Source organism: Draconibacterium sp. IB214405 (assembly GCF_033963885.1).
GTDB lineage: Bacteria > Bacteroidota > Bacteroidia > Bacteroidales > Prolixibacteraceae > Draconibacterium.
In genome coordinates this window covers 1,527,188-1,542,164 of sequence record NZ_JAXBMA010000001.1, presented here as the reverse complement: position 1 = coordinate 1,542,164, position 14,977 = coordinate 1,527,188, and the positions used below count along the sequence as shown (strand labels likewise).

The window sequence follows — 14,977 nt, the reverse complement described above, 5'->3', positions numbered from 1 at the left end:
ATGTAAAAAAAGCCATCCGTGCAATACGAATGGCTTTCTGAATTGATTGATAAGAAATTAGATTTATTTCTTTTTAATATCCTTAAATGTCGCTCCTTGTGAGTGAACAGTGTTAACTGCACGACCTGATGGATCGGCATTTCCCTGGAACGAAGCATCCCACTCAAGAGCAGCAGCAGTACTACATGCAATTGAAGCCTCAGACGGTACACAAGCTGCAGCCGCATCCGACGGGAAGTGTTCGCTGTAAATTTCGCGGTACACATATTCTTCTTTGTTCATAGGTGGGTTAACCGGGAAACGATATTTTGCATTTTCCATCATCTCATCGCTCACCTTATCTTCTGCAATTTGTTTCAGTGTATCGATCCAGCCATAACCAACACCGTCAGAGAATTGCTCTTTCTGACGCCAAGCCACTTCTTCCGGTAAATAACTGGCAAATCCTTCGCGCAGACAATGTTTCTCCATTTTTCCGTCTTTCGCCATTTTGGCTTCCGGATTAAAACGCATTGCAACGTCAACAAATTCTTTGTCGAGGAATGGAACACGGCCTTCAACACCCCAAGCAGCCAATGATTTATTGGCACGCAAGCAGTCGTACATATTCAGTCGGCCAACTTTACGCACACATTCTTCGTGAAATGCTTCGGCATTTGGCGCTTTGTGGAAATACAGGTAACCCCCAAAGATTTCATCAGCACCCTCGCCGGTAAGTACCATTTTAATACCCATCGACTTAATAACACGCGAAAGCATGTACATTGGTGTTGATGCACGAACCGTAGTTACATCGTAAGTTTCGATGTGGTAAATTACGTCTCTGATAGCATCCAAACCTTCCTGGATGGTATAATTAATTTCGTGGTGAACAGTTCCGATATGATCGGCAACTTTACGAGCTGCTGCCAAATCGGGCGATCCTTCCAAACCAATTACAAACGAGTGTAACTGTGGCCACCAGGCATCTTTTTCACCTTCATCTTCAATACGTTTCGATGAGAATTTTTTGGCCAATGCCGATGTTATAGATGAATCCAACCCACCTGATAACAGCACTCCGTAAGGGACATCCGACATTAACTGACGCTGAACAGCATCCTCTAACGCTTGCGACAGTTCTTCAATACTTGCAGGATTATCTTTTACTGCATCAAATTCCTGCCAGTCGCGCACATACCATTTTTTAATTTCGCCGTCTTTGCTATATAAATAGTGCCCCGGAGGAAACTCTTCGATCTTCATACAAAAACCTTCCAACGACTTTAGTTCCGATGCAACATAGTAGTTACCCCATTTGTCCCATCCCTGGTACAATGGAATAATACCAATATGATCGCGACCGATCAGATATGAGTCGTTTTCTTCGTCGTAAAGGGCAAAAGCAAAAATTCCATTCATCTCATCCAGGAATTTTTCCTTTTTGTCGTTGTACAAGGCTAAAATCACCTCGCAGTCAGACTTGGTTAAAAAATCGTACTTTCCTTCGTAACGCTTACGAATTTCACGATGATTATAAATTTCACCATTAACGCCTAATATAAGTTTCCCGTTTTTACTGTATAATGGTTGTCCTCCTGATTCAGGATCGACAATCGAAAGACGCTCATGAGCGATAATCGCCTTCTCTCCGCAATAAATGCCCGACCAATCCGGTCCGCGGTGACGAACCTTTTTACTCATCATCAACACCTGAGGGCGGAGATCCTCTGCTTTAACTTTTAAATCAAATGCTCCTACAATTCCACACATATTCGTAAATTTTCTTAGCTGTCAAATATTTTGCTTCAAAAATAATCACTTTGTCAATACGGCAAAAATATTTGTGACAATTTTCTACTCAAATTAACAATTACCTATCTTTTTAGGATATAAACTCCGATTATTAGATCAAATTAACAATTTAAATTAATCGAAATACCCCCTAAAAAAGACCAGGCACTTTTGGTTTGCTTTACCATTTTTCGGGAACACCCCCTAAAAAACAAAAGCAAGCCTTCAAAAAAGTACATATTTTTTCACAAACACCCTAACAGTAGTCAGTAAAAAAGAATGTTTATCAACAGCTCAAAAATTTAACCAATCTATTAACAAATGCCCCCTCGTGGTAACAAATTAATTCCTGGCATCCACATTTACTTAAATATGAAAGTTACTTGCAGCTAGAAATTTTACGAATATGTAGGTTTGATTGTCAAATATTAGAAAGCGTTACAGGAACCGAATCTGAATATTGTCGTCTACCTGTTCGAAATTAAAATTACCAGCTTGTTCCAGGTCGCATTTCTTTTTTCCACACTCGTTTTTAAGATTCGCGTATATATTCTGTGCATCCTTTTCGGTACAATCTTCATGAAAAAAACAATGCAATTTATCTACGCGCTCCTCATCAAACTGAATGATAAATGCTCCATGCTCCGGAAAAACCAAATCTTCGTAAGCATAAGTAATGTCTAATCCTGTTGCGTTATTTACAATTTGCCGAACGGCTTCGAGATCTCTGTAATTCATAATAAAAGCTTGTAGCCTGAAGTCAGAAGACCGAAGTTTTCTTATTCAGGACGAATTAATAATTATAAAGATGCAAACCACATACGTATCTGCTGATACACTTCGGCCTGCTCGTATGTTTGGCACTTCACCAGTTGCATATTTATCGCATCATCAAATTCAACATCGGTAAAACCAATTTGCTGCATCAGGCTTTCTTTCGATGGCACTTTGTAACATGCTTTTCGAAATTCGCTCTCGGTGGTTGCCTTTTTTACAAAAGTTATTGCTTTGTCGATTGCCATACCTCTAATTTTTACACGATGTTGAACTACATGAATTGCACCCGCTTTCGCATCCCCACAGTTCGCGTGCGGCTTGCGAGGTAAATGACTCCAACTGGTTTTGGGTAAAAAAATCGATATTCTTTGTTACGTTGCTTCCGCGTGCTTTAAACACCGACAATCCATTGCGTGTAAAAATCTGCAAAACCATTGGCGGCAAATACCCGCTGATTACGTTGTTTATCCCCATACGTTTTAACTCCTGCGTGAGGTCTCCCGGATTCGGGCTGATCTCTTTGGTCTCTTTACATTCGAATGAATTCAACTCCGAATCGTAAATACAAACAAACCTCGCATTATGAAAACCGCGTGCAATTTTCGCTTTTTCTGTCTCCTTCTCGGTAATCGGTAACATTACTCTCATATCCTTCACATTAAAATTGTTTGGCATAAGCTGGGCAAAAGCGATACCACAATTTACAGCACACTGAAAACCAATTCCTTGTAAAAAACAGATTTTACTTTAACCATTCTTTTTTGTAAGAAAACACAGCTAATCCTACAAAAATGTAGGGTTTATTATTTCAAAAAGTCTTTAATAAAACGCTGTTTGGATTGATAGACATTTTCCTCCCAAATACCTTGATAATCGTGTTGACTGAGATGATGCCCGCGATATGGCACTGCGTAGGTTATTTTCTTTCCTTCCGCCTTGTTTATTGCGGCATAAATGGCATACGACGGACAGGTGACATCAATCAAACCTATCTCGGTTACAATCGTTGCGGTACTGCCCTTTAGCAAATGAGCGGTGTCGAAATACGGAATTGTTTTTACTAATAAGGATGAATCTGCATCAAACGACATAGGATTTGGCCAGCCAGCAATTGCATTCCCGAAATGACTCACCATGTTTGACATTGCCGGTACAGTTGCAACAACAGCACTTACCCGGTGATCGAGCCCGGCTGCTGCCAATGCCTGTCCTCCCCCCTGGCTTTCGCCTATTACTAAAATACGTTTTCCGTCCCACTCGGGCTGATTGGTTAAAAAATCGAGTGTACGCATCAGGCGTAAGTACATACCTTTAAAATAATACTCATCGCGACTTTCTGCACCTTGTTTCCAATATTCTTTTAGTTCTCCTTCCTCCAGCGCACCGTAATACTCCTGTGGTTCTCCATTTAACATTCCGTGCGCATTTAAATCGAAAGCCAAAGCGCCATTTCCCATCTTAGCGTATCGAAGTGCTTCTTCAGGTCGCGACAAACACCACGATCCCTTTACACCGGCTGCATGAACATATAGTACGATTGGTAAGGATTTTTCTTTGGCATTTTCAGGTTTTGCAAAATAACCACGCGCCGGTTTGGGTACTGTGCTATTTATCTCTACATCCCAACAGTTGTATCCATTCTCATCCGTCGATACAGCTTCCTTTTTCAGCTTCATCGGCAAAGCCTGCAGTTCCTCTTTTTCTTTTGTCCAAAACCGGTCAAAATCTTCCGGACGTTTTGTTCCCGGTTCGAATTTTTCAGGATTAATTACTGCTCCTAACTCAGCATAATTTTCGCCTGCGCTAACTTTTACAATCACTGCTGACGGCTGCTTAAATAATTCGCTAAACACAATAAATTGCCCGCCGGGATTTGCCATTCGTCGTTTCTCCACCTCAAAACTGTAGTTTTTTCTCACTTCCACAACTATCGAATCCGATTCCACACCTTCGAGATTGGCAGTAAAAATTACTTGCTCACCGGTTTTATAAATACCGGTTTCATTGGTTTGTGCAAGCTGAATTTGTTGTGCACCACAAGTAGCAGTTATAAAAACAGACAAAAAAGCTAATGCGAGACAACGCTGAAAATTACTCATTGGAAATTGGTTTAAATTGAATTACAGTATAAAGTAATCTCAATTTGTAAAAAGAACAAAATGAAACTATCGAAATTTGATTAACTTTATTGTAGAACATCATCGATATGAAAAAACATGTAATTATAACCGGAGGCGCACAAGGCATTGGCAAACATCTGGTTCTTGAGTTGCTGAGCGAGAATTATGCGGTGTCGGTTTTTGAAATTGACATAGAGGCCATAGCTGAATTTCAAAAAGAAATTCCCCAGGAAATGGTTCAGATTTATCATGTTGATGTTTCAGATGAGGAGTCAGTGAAAGCAGCAATCTATAAATCGATGGACAAACACAGGAATATTTATGCGCTGGTTAACAATGCCGGGATAAGCATAAATAAAAACCTGACAGATCTTTCGCTTGATGAATGGAACAAGGTTATTGGCACCAATCTCACAGGTGCATTTCTTTGCTCGAAATATGCAACACCATTTATGAAACTTAAGGGGGGCAGGATCGTGAATATGGCTTCAACAAGGGCTTTGCAATCGGAGTCTAACACAGAAGCGTACTCTGCCAGCAAAGGTGGTATTTTGGCGCTTACACATGCGTTGGCTACAAGTCTTGGCCCCGAAATAAAAGTAAATGCCATCAGTCCGGGCTGGATTGATGTTTCAGCTGTGAAAAAGAGCTCTGTTGCCAATCAGGACAAACTTACAAAAGAAGACCATGCCCAACATCCGGCAGGGCGCGTTGGCAAAGCTTCGGACATTGCCAGCATGGTACTCTTTCTTCTTCAGCCCGAGAATGATTTTATTACCGGACAGAATTTTGTTATCGACGGAGGAATGACCAAAAAAATGATTTATGTATGATCTTATTGAGCTGTTATGGTAACCTCGTATAAACCATCGGTATCCTTGTAGGAAAAGTCAGCATTCATATGATTGGCGATTGTGGATATCAGTGCATCCGAACACACCAAAAAATCGTTGTATGAAACTCCGAATGGTCCTCCTTCTTTAAATGACAGATTCATATTGCTCATCGTAAATCGGACCATCTTTTCATTCTGCTCCTTAATTTCCATCTCGCTATACGGATTCACGCCCTTTAAAATAAACATGATCTGGTTTACAAAAGCTGCGAAACCGGCCTCCGGATTCCAGAAAGCTTTAAACTCTTCGCCAATATACTTGCCATACGCTTCAGGCGAAACTCCTTTTTCTTTCGCCATGTTTAGTCCTGCTGTAAAATAAGCATAAACATGGTTATAAAGCACTTCCTTTTCCTGATCGGGAGTGAGCTGCGGAACAGCAAAAGATTCTTGAGCAACGAGTGTGGTAGTGGATAACAATCCGATTAAAACGATAATTAAAGTCTTCATAAGTCTGGTTTTAATAATTTGAAATTGATACGAAAGAAACCCGCCCTGACAATACCAGGACGAGTCTCATGTTGCGATTTTTAATTCATGGAGGATATACGATATTCCTTAACAAAAGTTATAACCTCAATGTCTTACTATTATATTTTGTATTTTCCCAAACCCGGAGCTAAAGGGCTATTGTAGGAATCCATAAACATATCCGGCACGTTGCCAGTGTTTACTTTTTTAATGAGAATTAAAGTTGGCCAATCAGAAGCCAATCCAATCGCTTCGTCATTCTCATTATACCAAACCCCATCTTCAAGATAGTCAGTAGCTCTTTGTGCTACCAGTTTCTGAAACGACGACCATTTTTCACCATCCTTATCCATGCTATAATGAAAGGTTATCCACGCATTAGAGTCTACCCAACCACTGTAATCCCAGGCATATACCGGATAAATTCCATCTTTTGTTATCAGCGCATCATTCCAGTGCATTACTAGTTTACAATCTAACAAGCTTGGATAAATAGGGAAGAAACCGAATTCATTGACAAATTTAACAATAAACTCATCTCCTTCTCCTTGATACGGGCCCTCATTCCACTTATAAAAAGGCATAAAATCATACAAATAGTCTCCCATAACAGCATTCATTAAATAGCCATTAAAATGGTGAGCATTCCAGTTAAATCCCCACTCATCGAAACCATTTAATTTATCATTACCCGAATTTCCACTTTTTAATTCGAGGCTATCAACAGGATCTTCCACAAAGTTTTTTTCGCATCCGGCAAATACCAGGATTAGGGTACATACCACGAATAATAAGATTGATTTTTTCATCACAATTAGTTTTAAAGTTTATGCTACAAAGTTCCGCCGAAAAGGCTTTAACAACTTATCAGCGATGAAGCATAAACTTTAAAAATTGACGCACACCTTACAATTTTGTAGCATGCCAAAAAGATCAGGTAAAAAATAAAGGTGCTAATCAGGAATGTGTATCCGAAGATCATCGGCCAGAGCAATGTAGCGTTTATTGGTCTTTACAGCTTCAAAAACCGGATGAAGCATCAACACGGGTAAGTCCTCATTCCTATATTCGTAAGCAATATCGAGATAATTAAGCGCTCCCTCTTCCCGGTCGACAAGTAGATGAGCCATAGCAATAATAGGAGGATTTGAGCAGTATAATTTATCGCCGGCCGTAAATTTCGTTAGAATAAAATCTACCGAATGAGCAAAATCATTCACTTCAAAAAAGGCAGCCATATCATTATTCCCCATTGTTTTATGTAACTCTTTCCACGAATCTTTTGCCATTTCACTATCTCCATTAAGATAATAGGCAAAGCCAATACCATCCCACGCAAAACTATAATGTGGATATAGCTCAAGTACCTTCCGGAATTGTTGTACCGACTTTTCATACTCTCCGGCATACATATAACGTTCGGCTACCAAACAACCGATACGGGCATTTAACGGATCATATTTTTCAGCGATTAGTGCATACTGAACTGATTTCTGATTATTCCCCTTGATCAGGTAATAATCAGATAAAAGCATGTAGCCATCCTTATTGTTAGGATTCAACTTTAATCCTTTTTCAGCCATCTCCTTCATACCTTCCCAATCCCAATCAACCTTGCGCATAATCAAACCTTTTGTAATATAAGCTTCGGCCAGTGATCCATCCAATTCGATGGCCTTATCTAAGGCCATATTTATTGCCTTTTGGCTCTCCAATCGGTTCTGTAAATTTTCTTCATTATTGCCGGGAAACATTTTGTTCTTTGCCATGTAAGCTTCTGCCAGACTACAGTAAGCAGGTGCAAAATCAGGATTGATCCGGATTGATTCTTTTAAGTAATTGATTGCTGTGCTTACTGCTTCCGGATTTTGTTGCTGCCACAGCTGCTTTCCTCTCAAATAAAGTTCCTGTGCTTTCGGATCAACTTCTACTTTTGGATTCGTGTCATCAGTAGGCAGAACGGCAAGGTTTATCTCATTTGCAATACGGCTGGAAATATCGCCCGACAATCCGCGTAAATCTGTAGCACGGCTGTCATATTTATTGGCCCATAAATGACGTTCTTTTGGGAATGGTTCGATCAACTGCACAATTACACGTAAACTATCGGCACCATAAATCACCGACCCTTCAAGCAACAAATCAACCCCCAGTTGTTCGGCAATTTCGGAATACAGTTTTACGGAATCTCGAAACAACATGGCCGACCCTCTGGAAATTACGCGTAATTCTTTGAAACGCGATAGTTCAAGAGTAATGGCATCGGTTAGTCCCATTGTCAGGTATTCCTTGTCTTTCTTTTCCGACAGATCGAGCAAAGGCAAAACAGCAATCGAAGCATATTGATTGTCAGAATTTGTTTGTTTCGTGAAGTTCGATCCCCAATAACCAAAAACAACCGTAACTATGATAAACGATATGAATAATGCGAGTACTTTGAACCTGTTTCGCGGTGCAGGTTTCGTGTGTGCCTGCTCCTCGACATTAACACCCTTGTCTTCCAGTTTTTTATAATCGCCGGGCGTGCATCCGTATTTATCATGAAAACATTTATTAAAATACGACGGGCTGCTAAAACCAACCTTATAGGCAATTTCTGAAGCAGTTTGATCGTCATTCGCAATAAGTGCGATGGATTCTTCCAAACGGATATCGCGAATAAACTGGTTGGCAGATTTCCCGGTTTCGGCCTTTATCTTGCGTAGAAATTGAGAGCGGCTCAATCCCATTTTGGCGGCAAGCTCACTAACTCCAAACTTTTCATTCTCCAGATTATCGAGAACGATTTGTTTGGCTTTATTAATGAAAGACTCAGGCATAAGGCTCATTCATTTGGTTTTCGAACGCATCACAATCATTTAAATATACGATTTTTACAACACACTGAAAAACAATCGCCTAACTCACCAATATGATAACAATCAATTTCGAACCTATGTAATTTTCATTAAAATGAAATAAAGAAAATTAACCGTAAAATTTTCATCTGTTCTTTTCGTAGCTTATTCTCCATAAAAATGCAGAACGTTGCTTGTTCGCCGGTTGGTTTTTGATGCGATGGAGGTACGTCCATTACCTTAAAAAGAAAAAGCCACCCCCTTGAAGGAAGCAGCTAATTTCGAACGATATTACAAATTAAGAATTTCTATAATTGGGTTAAAAACCAGAATTTGAAGGATGCACCCGATATCTGCGTGCTGCTTTGAGCAACGCCGCCCATGTTACCTTCGGGCATGCCGCCCGTACCTCCGGCACCACCAGGTCCACCTCCCATTCCCGGGCCGCGGCCTCCGCCACCTCCTCCGGGACCACCACCCGGACCTCCCGACATTCCTTCTTGCCCAAATCCTCCACCCTGTTTCATTTCACTACTACTTGAAACCGGTATCGTTTCAATTCCAAGGGCAAGTTCTTCTCCGGGCCGAATATTAATTTCATCGTATGGAATTCGTACACTCAGCATTAAATAGGTAAAATTATAAGGTTCAAACTTCACCTCAACTTTATCCTTAAACATTGTACTGTAGTAGATGATCTCATTTTGGTTTTTCTCTAAACTAACCAAGTTCAATTTCTTACAAATTTGACTCGGGATATTATCTGTCAATCCTCCTTCGTTCCTCATTTCAGGCTTGTCGCCACCGGCTCCACCCATTTCCGGTCGCTCCATACCGCCCTGTGGATTTTCCCTGTTCCCACCCGATGGTCCATCTCCTTGTCCGGGGCATTTCATTCCTTCGCCTTCAATATTTCCCTTTTGCATGTTCGGAGACTTTTCAATAACCAGCACACAATCTTTTTTCTTTTTCCCTGACTTATCGAGGTAAATATTCAGGCCACCCTCCAGCATTTTTGCCATGTGTTTCTGATCGTGAAAACAAAGCTGTAAATACAAATTTTCATTGTCGGTTGAAACACCATAGTCAATATGCTTTTTCGGATTATATTCATTTGCAATTTCCGAGCTTGAATTTACAGGTAATGGTCCTGCTACACTTTTACTCTGATAAACGGGTAGTTTGGCACACGATGACAGTAAAGCAACAGCAAAAACGGATACACCAATAAAGTAGTTTTTGAATTTCATTCTATTCGATTTAATATCTACAATACAGCCTACAACACCAGTACCCTATCGCATTGACATCTTTTAACTATTCCATTTATAAAAAGAAAAAGCCACCTTCCGTCAACCGAAAAGTGGCTTTATTATTTTCTTGCTAAAAGCTAACAGTTCGTTGCTAGCCGCTTTATTTATTGCATTTCAAATTTGTAATCGCCCATGTCGCTTAATTCCGATGCACGGATAAACTCAGCATGTGCTTTAACCTGCGCTTTAGCGAAATTAATATAGTTTTTGGTCGATTTCAGGAACGAAGGTTCGCGGTTGGTATCCAACAACAACAGGTAACTCATAATAATGTGTCCTGCCATTTCAACCAAACGACGTGCATGGAAATCGATAAACTCGTTATCACCGGCAGCAACCACTTTCTTCACTGCTTCTTCGTAATCGGCAGTAAGAATAATAAGCGTACGTTTCAGGTATTCCAGCGTTGGTGATACTTTTTCTGCTTCATATTCACGAATCTGGTTCAGGTAACCACCGGTTGTTACACCACGGATGGCAGCCACAACCTGCAACTGTGTTGTTCCTTCGTAAATCGATGTAATACGCGCATCGCGGTAAATACGTTCAACCGGATAGTCTTTCATAAAGCCCGATCCACCGTGAATCTGAACTGCATCGTAAGCCAGCTGGTTACTGTATTCACTCGCCATTCCTTTTACAAGTGGCGTGTAAATATCAGCCAAACGCTGGTATTTTTTCATCTCATTACGTTCTTCTTTTTCGAGCTTGCGCTCTTCAGCAATGTGCATGTATGTTTTGTACATGTCGACAAAACGCGAAGTTTCGTACAACAAGGTACGAGATGCATCCAATTTGGCTTTCATCAGCGAAAGCATTTCGTAAACAGCAGGGAATTTAATAATGGCTTTTCCAAACTGCATACGTTCTTTTGCATAAGCCACAGCCTCGCGGTAAGCAGCCTCACAAACACCCACCGATTGAGCAGCAATACCCAAACGTGCACCGTTCATAAGCGCCATTACGTATTTAATCAATCCCATTTTACGCGAACCAACCAATTCGGCAGGAGCATCTTTGAATACCAGCTCGCAGGTTGGCGAACCAATGATACCCATTTTGTGCTCGATACGACGAACGGTTACTCCACCATCCTGCTTGTCGTAAATGTACATCGACAAACCACGGCCATCTTTTGTTCCGGGCTCCGAGCGGGCCAGAACAAGCGAAATTTCACCGTCGCCATTGGTGATGAATCGTTTCACACCATTCAGCAACCAAGTTTGTTTCTCTTCGTTCCAGGTAGCTTTTAACTGCACCGCCTGAAGGTCAGATCCTGCATCCGGCTCAGTTAAGTCCATTGCCATTGTGTCGCCGTTGCAAACACGTGGCAGGTATTTTTCTTTTTGTTCTTCTGAAGCGAACTCATTAATGGTTTCAGCACAATCCTGCAAACCCCAAATGTTCACAAAACCTGCATCGGCGCGCGATACAATATCGGCAGCCATAATATAAGGCACAATCGGGAAGTTCAAACCTTCGTATTTGTAAGGTAACGACATTCCCATTAAGCCGGCCTGGTTTAGTGCTTTGATGTTCTCTTCCGTTCCGCGGGCATATTTTACGTGTCCGTCAATTACTTCCGGTCCCTCAGCATCGATACTTTCTGCATTCTCAGCAACAATGTTACCGCAAATCTCTCCAACAACCTCCAGTACACGATCGTAACTGTCAATTGCATCTTCGTAATCCAGTGGAGCAAAATCAAATTCATCCTTGAAAGCGTACTCACGTTCTTTTAAACGAACGATCTCTTTCATTAAAGGGTGATTCAGGTGAAATTTTAAGTCGCTGTTATCTGTATAATAATTTGCCATTTTTTACAATTTTAAGTCGTGACTACTTGGTGTTCTTTTTATAATACTTGATCATTTTAGGAATGATCTCTGCCACATCTCCGGTAATTACATAGTCGGCTATCGCATTAATCGGAGCTTCAGGGTCGGTATTGATCGCGATGATCTGTGCTGATTCTTCCATTCCGGCACGGTGCTGAATTTGACCCGAGATACCACAGGCGATATACAGTTTCGGCCGAACGGTAATACCTGTTTGACCAATCTGACGCTCGTGACCTGCCAAACCAGAGTCAACTGCAGCACGCGAAGCACCAACTTCGCCACCCAGCACTTCTGCCAAATCATAAAGCAACTGGAAGTTTTCTTTCGATCCTACACCGTAACCACCGGCAACAACAATAGGTGCCCCTTTAACGTTCACCTTGCTTTTTTCCATGTGGCGCTCAATAATCTCAACAACAAAGTCTTCGTCGTTTACATATTTTGCCACATCAAGCTTAACAACTTTTCCTTTGTATTTCGGATCAAGAATCTCTTTTTTCATTACTCCCTCGCGCACGGTTGCCATTTGCGGACGGCAATCTGGATTGATAATGGTTGCAATGATGTTTCCTCCAAATGCAGGACGAATCTGATACAACAGGTTCTCGTAATTCTTATCCTGTTTTTTATCGTAATGATCGCCAATTACCAAACTTGTACAGTCGGCTGTTAAACCACTGTGCAAAGCCGACGAAACACGTGGTCCTAAATCGCGACCGATCGACGATGCTCCCATCAATGCAATCTGTGGTTTTTGCTCTTTAAACAGGTTCACCACAACCGAAGTATGCGGCAAAGTCTGGTAAGGGAACAAACGCTCATCGTCTGCAATATAAAGTGTATCTACACCGTAAGGAATTATTTGATCGCCAACTTTATCGAGCTTGTGCCCAACAGCAATGGCTTCAAGTTTACATTTTAATTCATTTGCCAGTGAACGTCCCTTGGTTAGCAATTCCTGACTAACATCAGCTACCTGGCCATCTTCTATTTCGCAATAAACAAATACGTTGCTCATTTCTTCAAATTTTAAATGTTCAATAAATGGCCTTAGCCAATTGTGTGACTCTTAATTAACTCAACCATCATGGCTTCAATCTCGTCGTCGGCAGCAGAAATCACTTTCGAATCTTTAGCCTGCAGAACGACATTCTCAACCGTTTTTACTTTGGTTGGCGAGCCTGTAAGACCAAGCTGGGATGCGTCAGTTTCAATATCGTTAACGGTCCATTCCTGAATCATCAGGTCTGGGTGCTCGTTGTACAATGCAGTGTAATCTTCATTTTCCTTTTGAAGTTCGGTAACTGTTCTCGCCTTTTTGAATTTCATGATTCGTTTGGCGTTACGTGCACGGCAATCAGGAGCCGAACCGTTAACAGTCATTACCAACGGCAGCGGACATTTTGCAGTTTCCACACCATTCTCTAAACGGCGTTTTACGGTAACTGTTTTGTCTGTTACTTCCAATACCTCTTCAACGTATGTAATTTGCAACATACCCAGTTTTTCGGCCACCTGAGGACCAACCTGGGCAGTATCTCCGTCAATTGCCTGACGGCCTGCAATAATCATATCAATTTTACCCATTTTCTTTAACGCCTGACCAATGGCATACGATGTAGCCAATGTATCTGATCCGGCAAAAGCACGGTCGGTAAGTAAAATACCACCATCAGCTCCACGGAATAAACCTTCGCGAATAATATCGGCAGCCCTACCCGGCCCCATGGTTAAAATATTGATTTTTGATTTAGGAAATTGATCTTTAATGCGTAGTGCTTGTTCAAGAGCGTTCAAATCCTCGGGATTGAAGATCGCAGGAAGCACAGCCCTGTTGATCGTCCCGTCAGCCTTCATAGCATCTTTCCCCACATTTCTTGTGTCGGGAACTTGCTTCGCCAAAACAATAATGTTATAAGCCTTCATTCAGTAAGATTTTTGTTGATTGATATATAATTTCTTTATTTTTTCGATCCTATTGCCGGAGTTTTTAACTGCTCCTTCAATTTGAAAGCTAACAAATATAAAAATCGGTGCAAAACTAACCAAAGAGATTAGGACTCAGAGACCTTTAATGTTTGTTAAAATGTAGAGCTGTCAAGGCATTCAGATAAAAAGCACCGCTCAATGGCAATACTGACAAGACTTTAAAACAATCAACTTCGATATTCTAAAATTCTGAGTGGGGAAAGATGAGTACAATTTAAAACCATTTTAAGTTAATATTAGCCTAAAATGAACGTTTATCGGCTGGTTCGGCAGATTATGGAGCAAGGTCCTTTTTTAAAATGGATTGATTACCGCTGGTGTTTTATAAAAGAATGCAAGAAGCATAAAACGACGCCCCTTAAGGAGCACTTATCAACTCAACTAATCATAAAATTGTTTATAACCCATTTTGTTCGACTTAGATAATTTTGCTATCTTCATCGACGGATTTCAAACCAAATCTAACCAAATTAATTTATAGAACCGGCTCATAATGAGTCGGTTTTTTTGTTTTCCGAACTCCCTACTAATTTTTCAGCTCTTTAAATAGAATACCCATTTTGGTACTTAAAGGCACAAAAAAAGAGGAACCAAAACTGATTCCTCTTTGTATATATTGCTCGTTATTATTTATGCCTGAGCGGTAGGCCCACCAAAATTCATTGGTGGCATCATCGGATCGGAACCCGGTTTTACGTTTTTAATCGGGCCGTGCTGAGCTTCGTATTTTGCAACGTTATCCTGCAAAGCCATTAACAAACGTTTTGCGTGTTCCGGTGTAAGAATAATCCGTGATTTGACATTCGCTTTTGGAATACCGGGCATAATCCGGACAAAATCCACTACAAATTCTGAGCTTGAGTGAGTAATAACAGCCAGGTTCGAATACGTACCCTGCGCTACTTCTTCATTCAATTCAATGTTAATCTGTTGCGATTTTTGTTTGTTATCTTCCATGATA

Annotated in this window: 14 protein-coding genes; 1 reads left to right on the top strand and 13 read right to left on the bottom strand. The window is 40.9% G+C overall.

Annotated elements, in window-relative coordinates; all coding sequences use genetic code 11:
- Window positions 1–63: 63 nt before the first annotated feature.
- The 5 genes from asnB to SLH46_RS06040 all read right to left on the bottom strand — a co-directional run bounded on the left by asnB (window position 64) and on the right by SLH46_RS06040 (window position 4,649).
- The gene (asnB, locus tag SLH46_RS06060) at window positions 64–1,752 is read right to left on the bottom strand and encodes an asparagine synthase B (RefSeq protein WP_320280263.1); all 1,689 of its coding nucleotides are present in this window, start codon (window positions 1,750–1,752) and stop codon (window positions 64–66) included.
- Between the two features lie 459 nt (window positions 1,753–2,211).
- Window positions 2,212–2,511 carry a hypothetical protein gene (locus tag SLH46_RS06055; RefSeq protein ID WP_320280262.1) on the bottom strand — a complete coding sequence of 100 codons (300 nt, stop codon included), beginning with the start codon at window positions 2,509–2,511 and terminating at the stop codon, window positions 2,212–2,214.
- A gap of 62 nt (window positions 2,512–2,573) precedes the next feature.
- On the bottom strand, window positions 2,574–2,795 hold the full coding sequence (locus SLH46_RS06050) for a hypothetical protein (RefSeq protein ID WP_320280261.1): 222 nt from the start codon (window positions 2,793–2,795) through the stop codon (window positions 2,574–2,576).
- A gap of 4 nt (window positions 2,796–2,799) precedes the next feature.
- Window positions 2,800–3,198: a hypothetical protein gene (locus SLH46_RS06045; RefSeq protein WP_320280260.1), complete on the bottom strand. Its 399-nt coding sequence runs from the start codon at window positions 3,196–3,198 to the stop codon at window positions 2,800–2,802.
- 155 nt (window positions 3,199–3,353) lie between these two features.
- Window positions 3,354–4,649: an acetylxylan esterase gene (locus SLH46_RS06040; protein ID WP_320280259.1), complete on the bottom strand. Its 1,296-nt coding sequence runs from the start codon at window positions 4,647–4,649 to the stop codon at window positions 3,354–3,356.
- A 107-nt stretch (window positions 4,650–4,756) separates the two neighbouring features.
- Between SLH46_RS06040 and SLH46_RS06035 the strand changes: the two genes are divergently transcribed.
- Complete coding sequence (locus SLH46_RS06035; protein ID WP_320280258.1) at window positions 4,757–5,503, top strand: SDR family oxidoreductase; 747 nt, start codon at window positions 4,757–4,759, stop codon at window positions 5,501–5,503.
- Window positions 5,504–5,505: 2 nt separating this feature from the next.
- Here SLH46_RS06035 and SLH46_RS06030 read toward each other — a convergent pair whose 3' ends face one another.
- From SLH46_RS06030 to SLH46_RS05995, 8 genes are all read right to left on the bottom strand, one after another.
- Window positions 5,506–6,015 carry a hypothetical protein gene (locus SLH46_RS06030; RefSeq protein ID WP_320280257.1) on the bottom strand — a complete coding sequence of 170 codons (510 nt, stop codon included), beginning with the start codon at window positions 6,013–6,015 and terminating at the stop codon, window positions 5,506–5,508.
- 140 nt (window positions 6,016–6,155) lie between these two features.
- Window positions 6,156–6,845, bottom strand: a complete 690-nt coding sequence (locus tag SLH46_RS06025; protein WP_320280256.1) for a hypothetical protein — start codon at window positions 6,843–6,845, stop codon at window positions 6,156–6,158.
- Between the two features lie 144 nt (window positions 6,846–6,989).
- The gene (locus tag SLH46_RS06020) at window positions 6,990–8,855 is read right to left on the bottom strand and encodes a helix-turn-helix domain-containing protein (RefSeq protein WP_320280255.1); all 1,866 of its coding nucleotides are present in this window, start codon (window positions 8,853–8,855) and stop codon (window positions 6,990–6,992) included.
- A gap of 326 nt (window positions 8,856–9,181) precedes the next feature.
- Complete coding sequence (locus SLH46_RS06015) at window positions 9,182–10,123, bottom strand: hypothetical protein (protein WP_320280254.1); 942 nt, start codon at window positions 10,121–10,123, stop codon at window positions 9,182–9,184.
- A gap of 167 nt (window positions 10,124–10,290) precedes the next feature.
- Window positions 10,291–12,003 carry an acyl-CoA dehydrogenase family protein gene (locus SLH46_RS06010; RefSeq protein ID WP_320280253.1) on the bottom strand — a complete coding sequence of 571 codons (1,713 nt, stop codon included), beginning with the start codon at window positions 12,001–12,003 and terminating at the stop codon, window positions 10,291–10,293.
- A 22-nt stretch (window positions 12,004–12,025) separates the two neighbouring features.
- Window positions 12,026–13,045 (bottom strand): electron transfer flavoprotein subunit alpha/FixB family protein, encoded by a 1,020-nt coding sequence (locus SLH46_RS06005; RefSeq protein WP_320280252.1) that lies wholly within the window; start codon window positions 13,043–13,045, stop codon window positions 12,026–12,028.
- 32 nt (window positions 13,046–13,077) lie between these two features.
- A complete protein-coding gene (locus tag SLH46_RS06000) occupies window positions 13,078–13,953 on the bottom strand; it encodes an electron transfer flavoprotein subunit beta/FixA family protein (RefSeq protein ID WP_320280251.1) in 876 nt (291 codons plus the stop codon).
- Between the two features lie 693 nt (window positions 13,954–14,646).
- A complete protein-coding gene (locus tag SLH46_RS05995) occupies window positions 14,647–14,973 on the bottom strand; it encodes a DUF3467 domain-containing protein (RefSeq protein WP_320280250.1) in 327 nt (108 codons plus the stop codon).
- Window positions 14,974–14,977 lie beyond the last annotated feature (4 nt).

What these genes read in the sequence shown, in the direction of transcription:
- asnB (WP_320280263.1), bottom strand. Translation starts at nt 1,752, where the DNA reads ATGTGTGGAATTGTAGGAGCATTTGATTTAAAAGTTAAAGCAGAGGAT.
- SLH46_RS06055 (WP_320280262.1), bottom strand. Translation starts at nt 2,511, where the DNA reads ATGAATTACAGAGATCTCGAAGCCGTTCGGCAAATTGTAAATAACGCA.
- SLH46_RS06050 (WP_320280261.1), bottom strand. Translation starts at nt 2,795, where the DNA reads ATGGCAATCGACAAAGCAATAACTTTTGTAAAAAAGGCAACCACCGAG.
- SLH46_RS06045 (WP_320280260.1), bottom strand. Translation starts at nt 3,198, where the DNA reads ATGAGAGTAATGTTACCGATTACCGAGAAGGAGACAGAAAAAGCGAAA.
- SLH46_RS06040 (WP_320280259.1), bottom strand. Translation starts at nt 4,649, where the DNA reads ATGAGTAATTTTCAGCGTTGTCTCGCATTAGCTTTTTTGTCTGTTTTT.
- SLH46_RS06035 (WP_320280258.1), top strand. Translation starts at nt 4,757, where the DNA reads ATGAAAAAACATGTAATTATAACCGGAGGCGCACAAGGCATTGGCAAA.
- SLH46_RS06030 (WP_320280257.1), bottom strand. Translation starts at nt 6,015, where the DNA reads ATGAAGACTTTAATTATCGTTTTAATCGGATTGTTATCCACTACCACA.
- SLH46_RS06025 (WP_320280256.1), bottom strand. Translation starts at nt 6,845, where the DNA reads ATGAAAAAATCAATCTTATTATTCGTGGTATGTACCCTAATCCTGGTA.
- SLH46_RS06020 (WP_320280255.1), bottom strand. Translation starts at nt 8,855, where the DNA reads ATGCCTGAGTCTTTCATTAATAAAGCCAAACAAATCGTTCTCGATAAT.
- SLH46_RS06015 (WP_320280254.1), bottom strand. Translation starts at nt 10,123, where the DNA reads ATGAAATTCAAAAACTACTTTATTGGTGTATCCGTTTTTGCTGTTGCT.
- SLH46_RS06010 (WP_320280253.1), bottom strand. Translation starts at nt 12,003, where the DNA reads ATGGCAAATTATTATACAGATAACAGCGACTTAAAATTTCACCTGAAT.
- SLH46_RS06005 (WP_320280252.1), bottom strand. Translation starts at nt 13,045, where the DNA reads ATGAGCAACGTATTTGTTTATTGCGAAATAGAAGATGGCCAGGTAGCT.
- SLH46_RS06000 (WP_320280251.1), bottom strand. Translation starts at nt 13,953, where the DNA reads ATGAAGGCTTATAACATTATTGTTTTGGCGAAGCAAGTTCCCGACACA.
- SLH46_RS05995 (WP_320280250.1), bottom strand. Translation starts at nt 14,973, where the DNA reads ATGGAAGATAACAAACAAAAATCGCAACAGATTAACATTGAATTGAAT.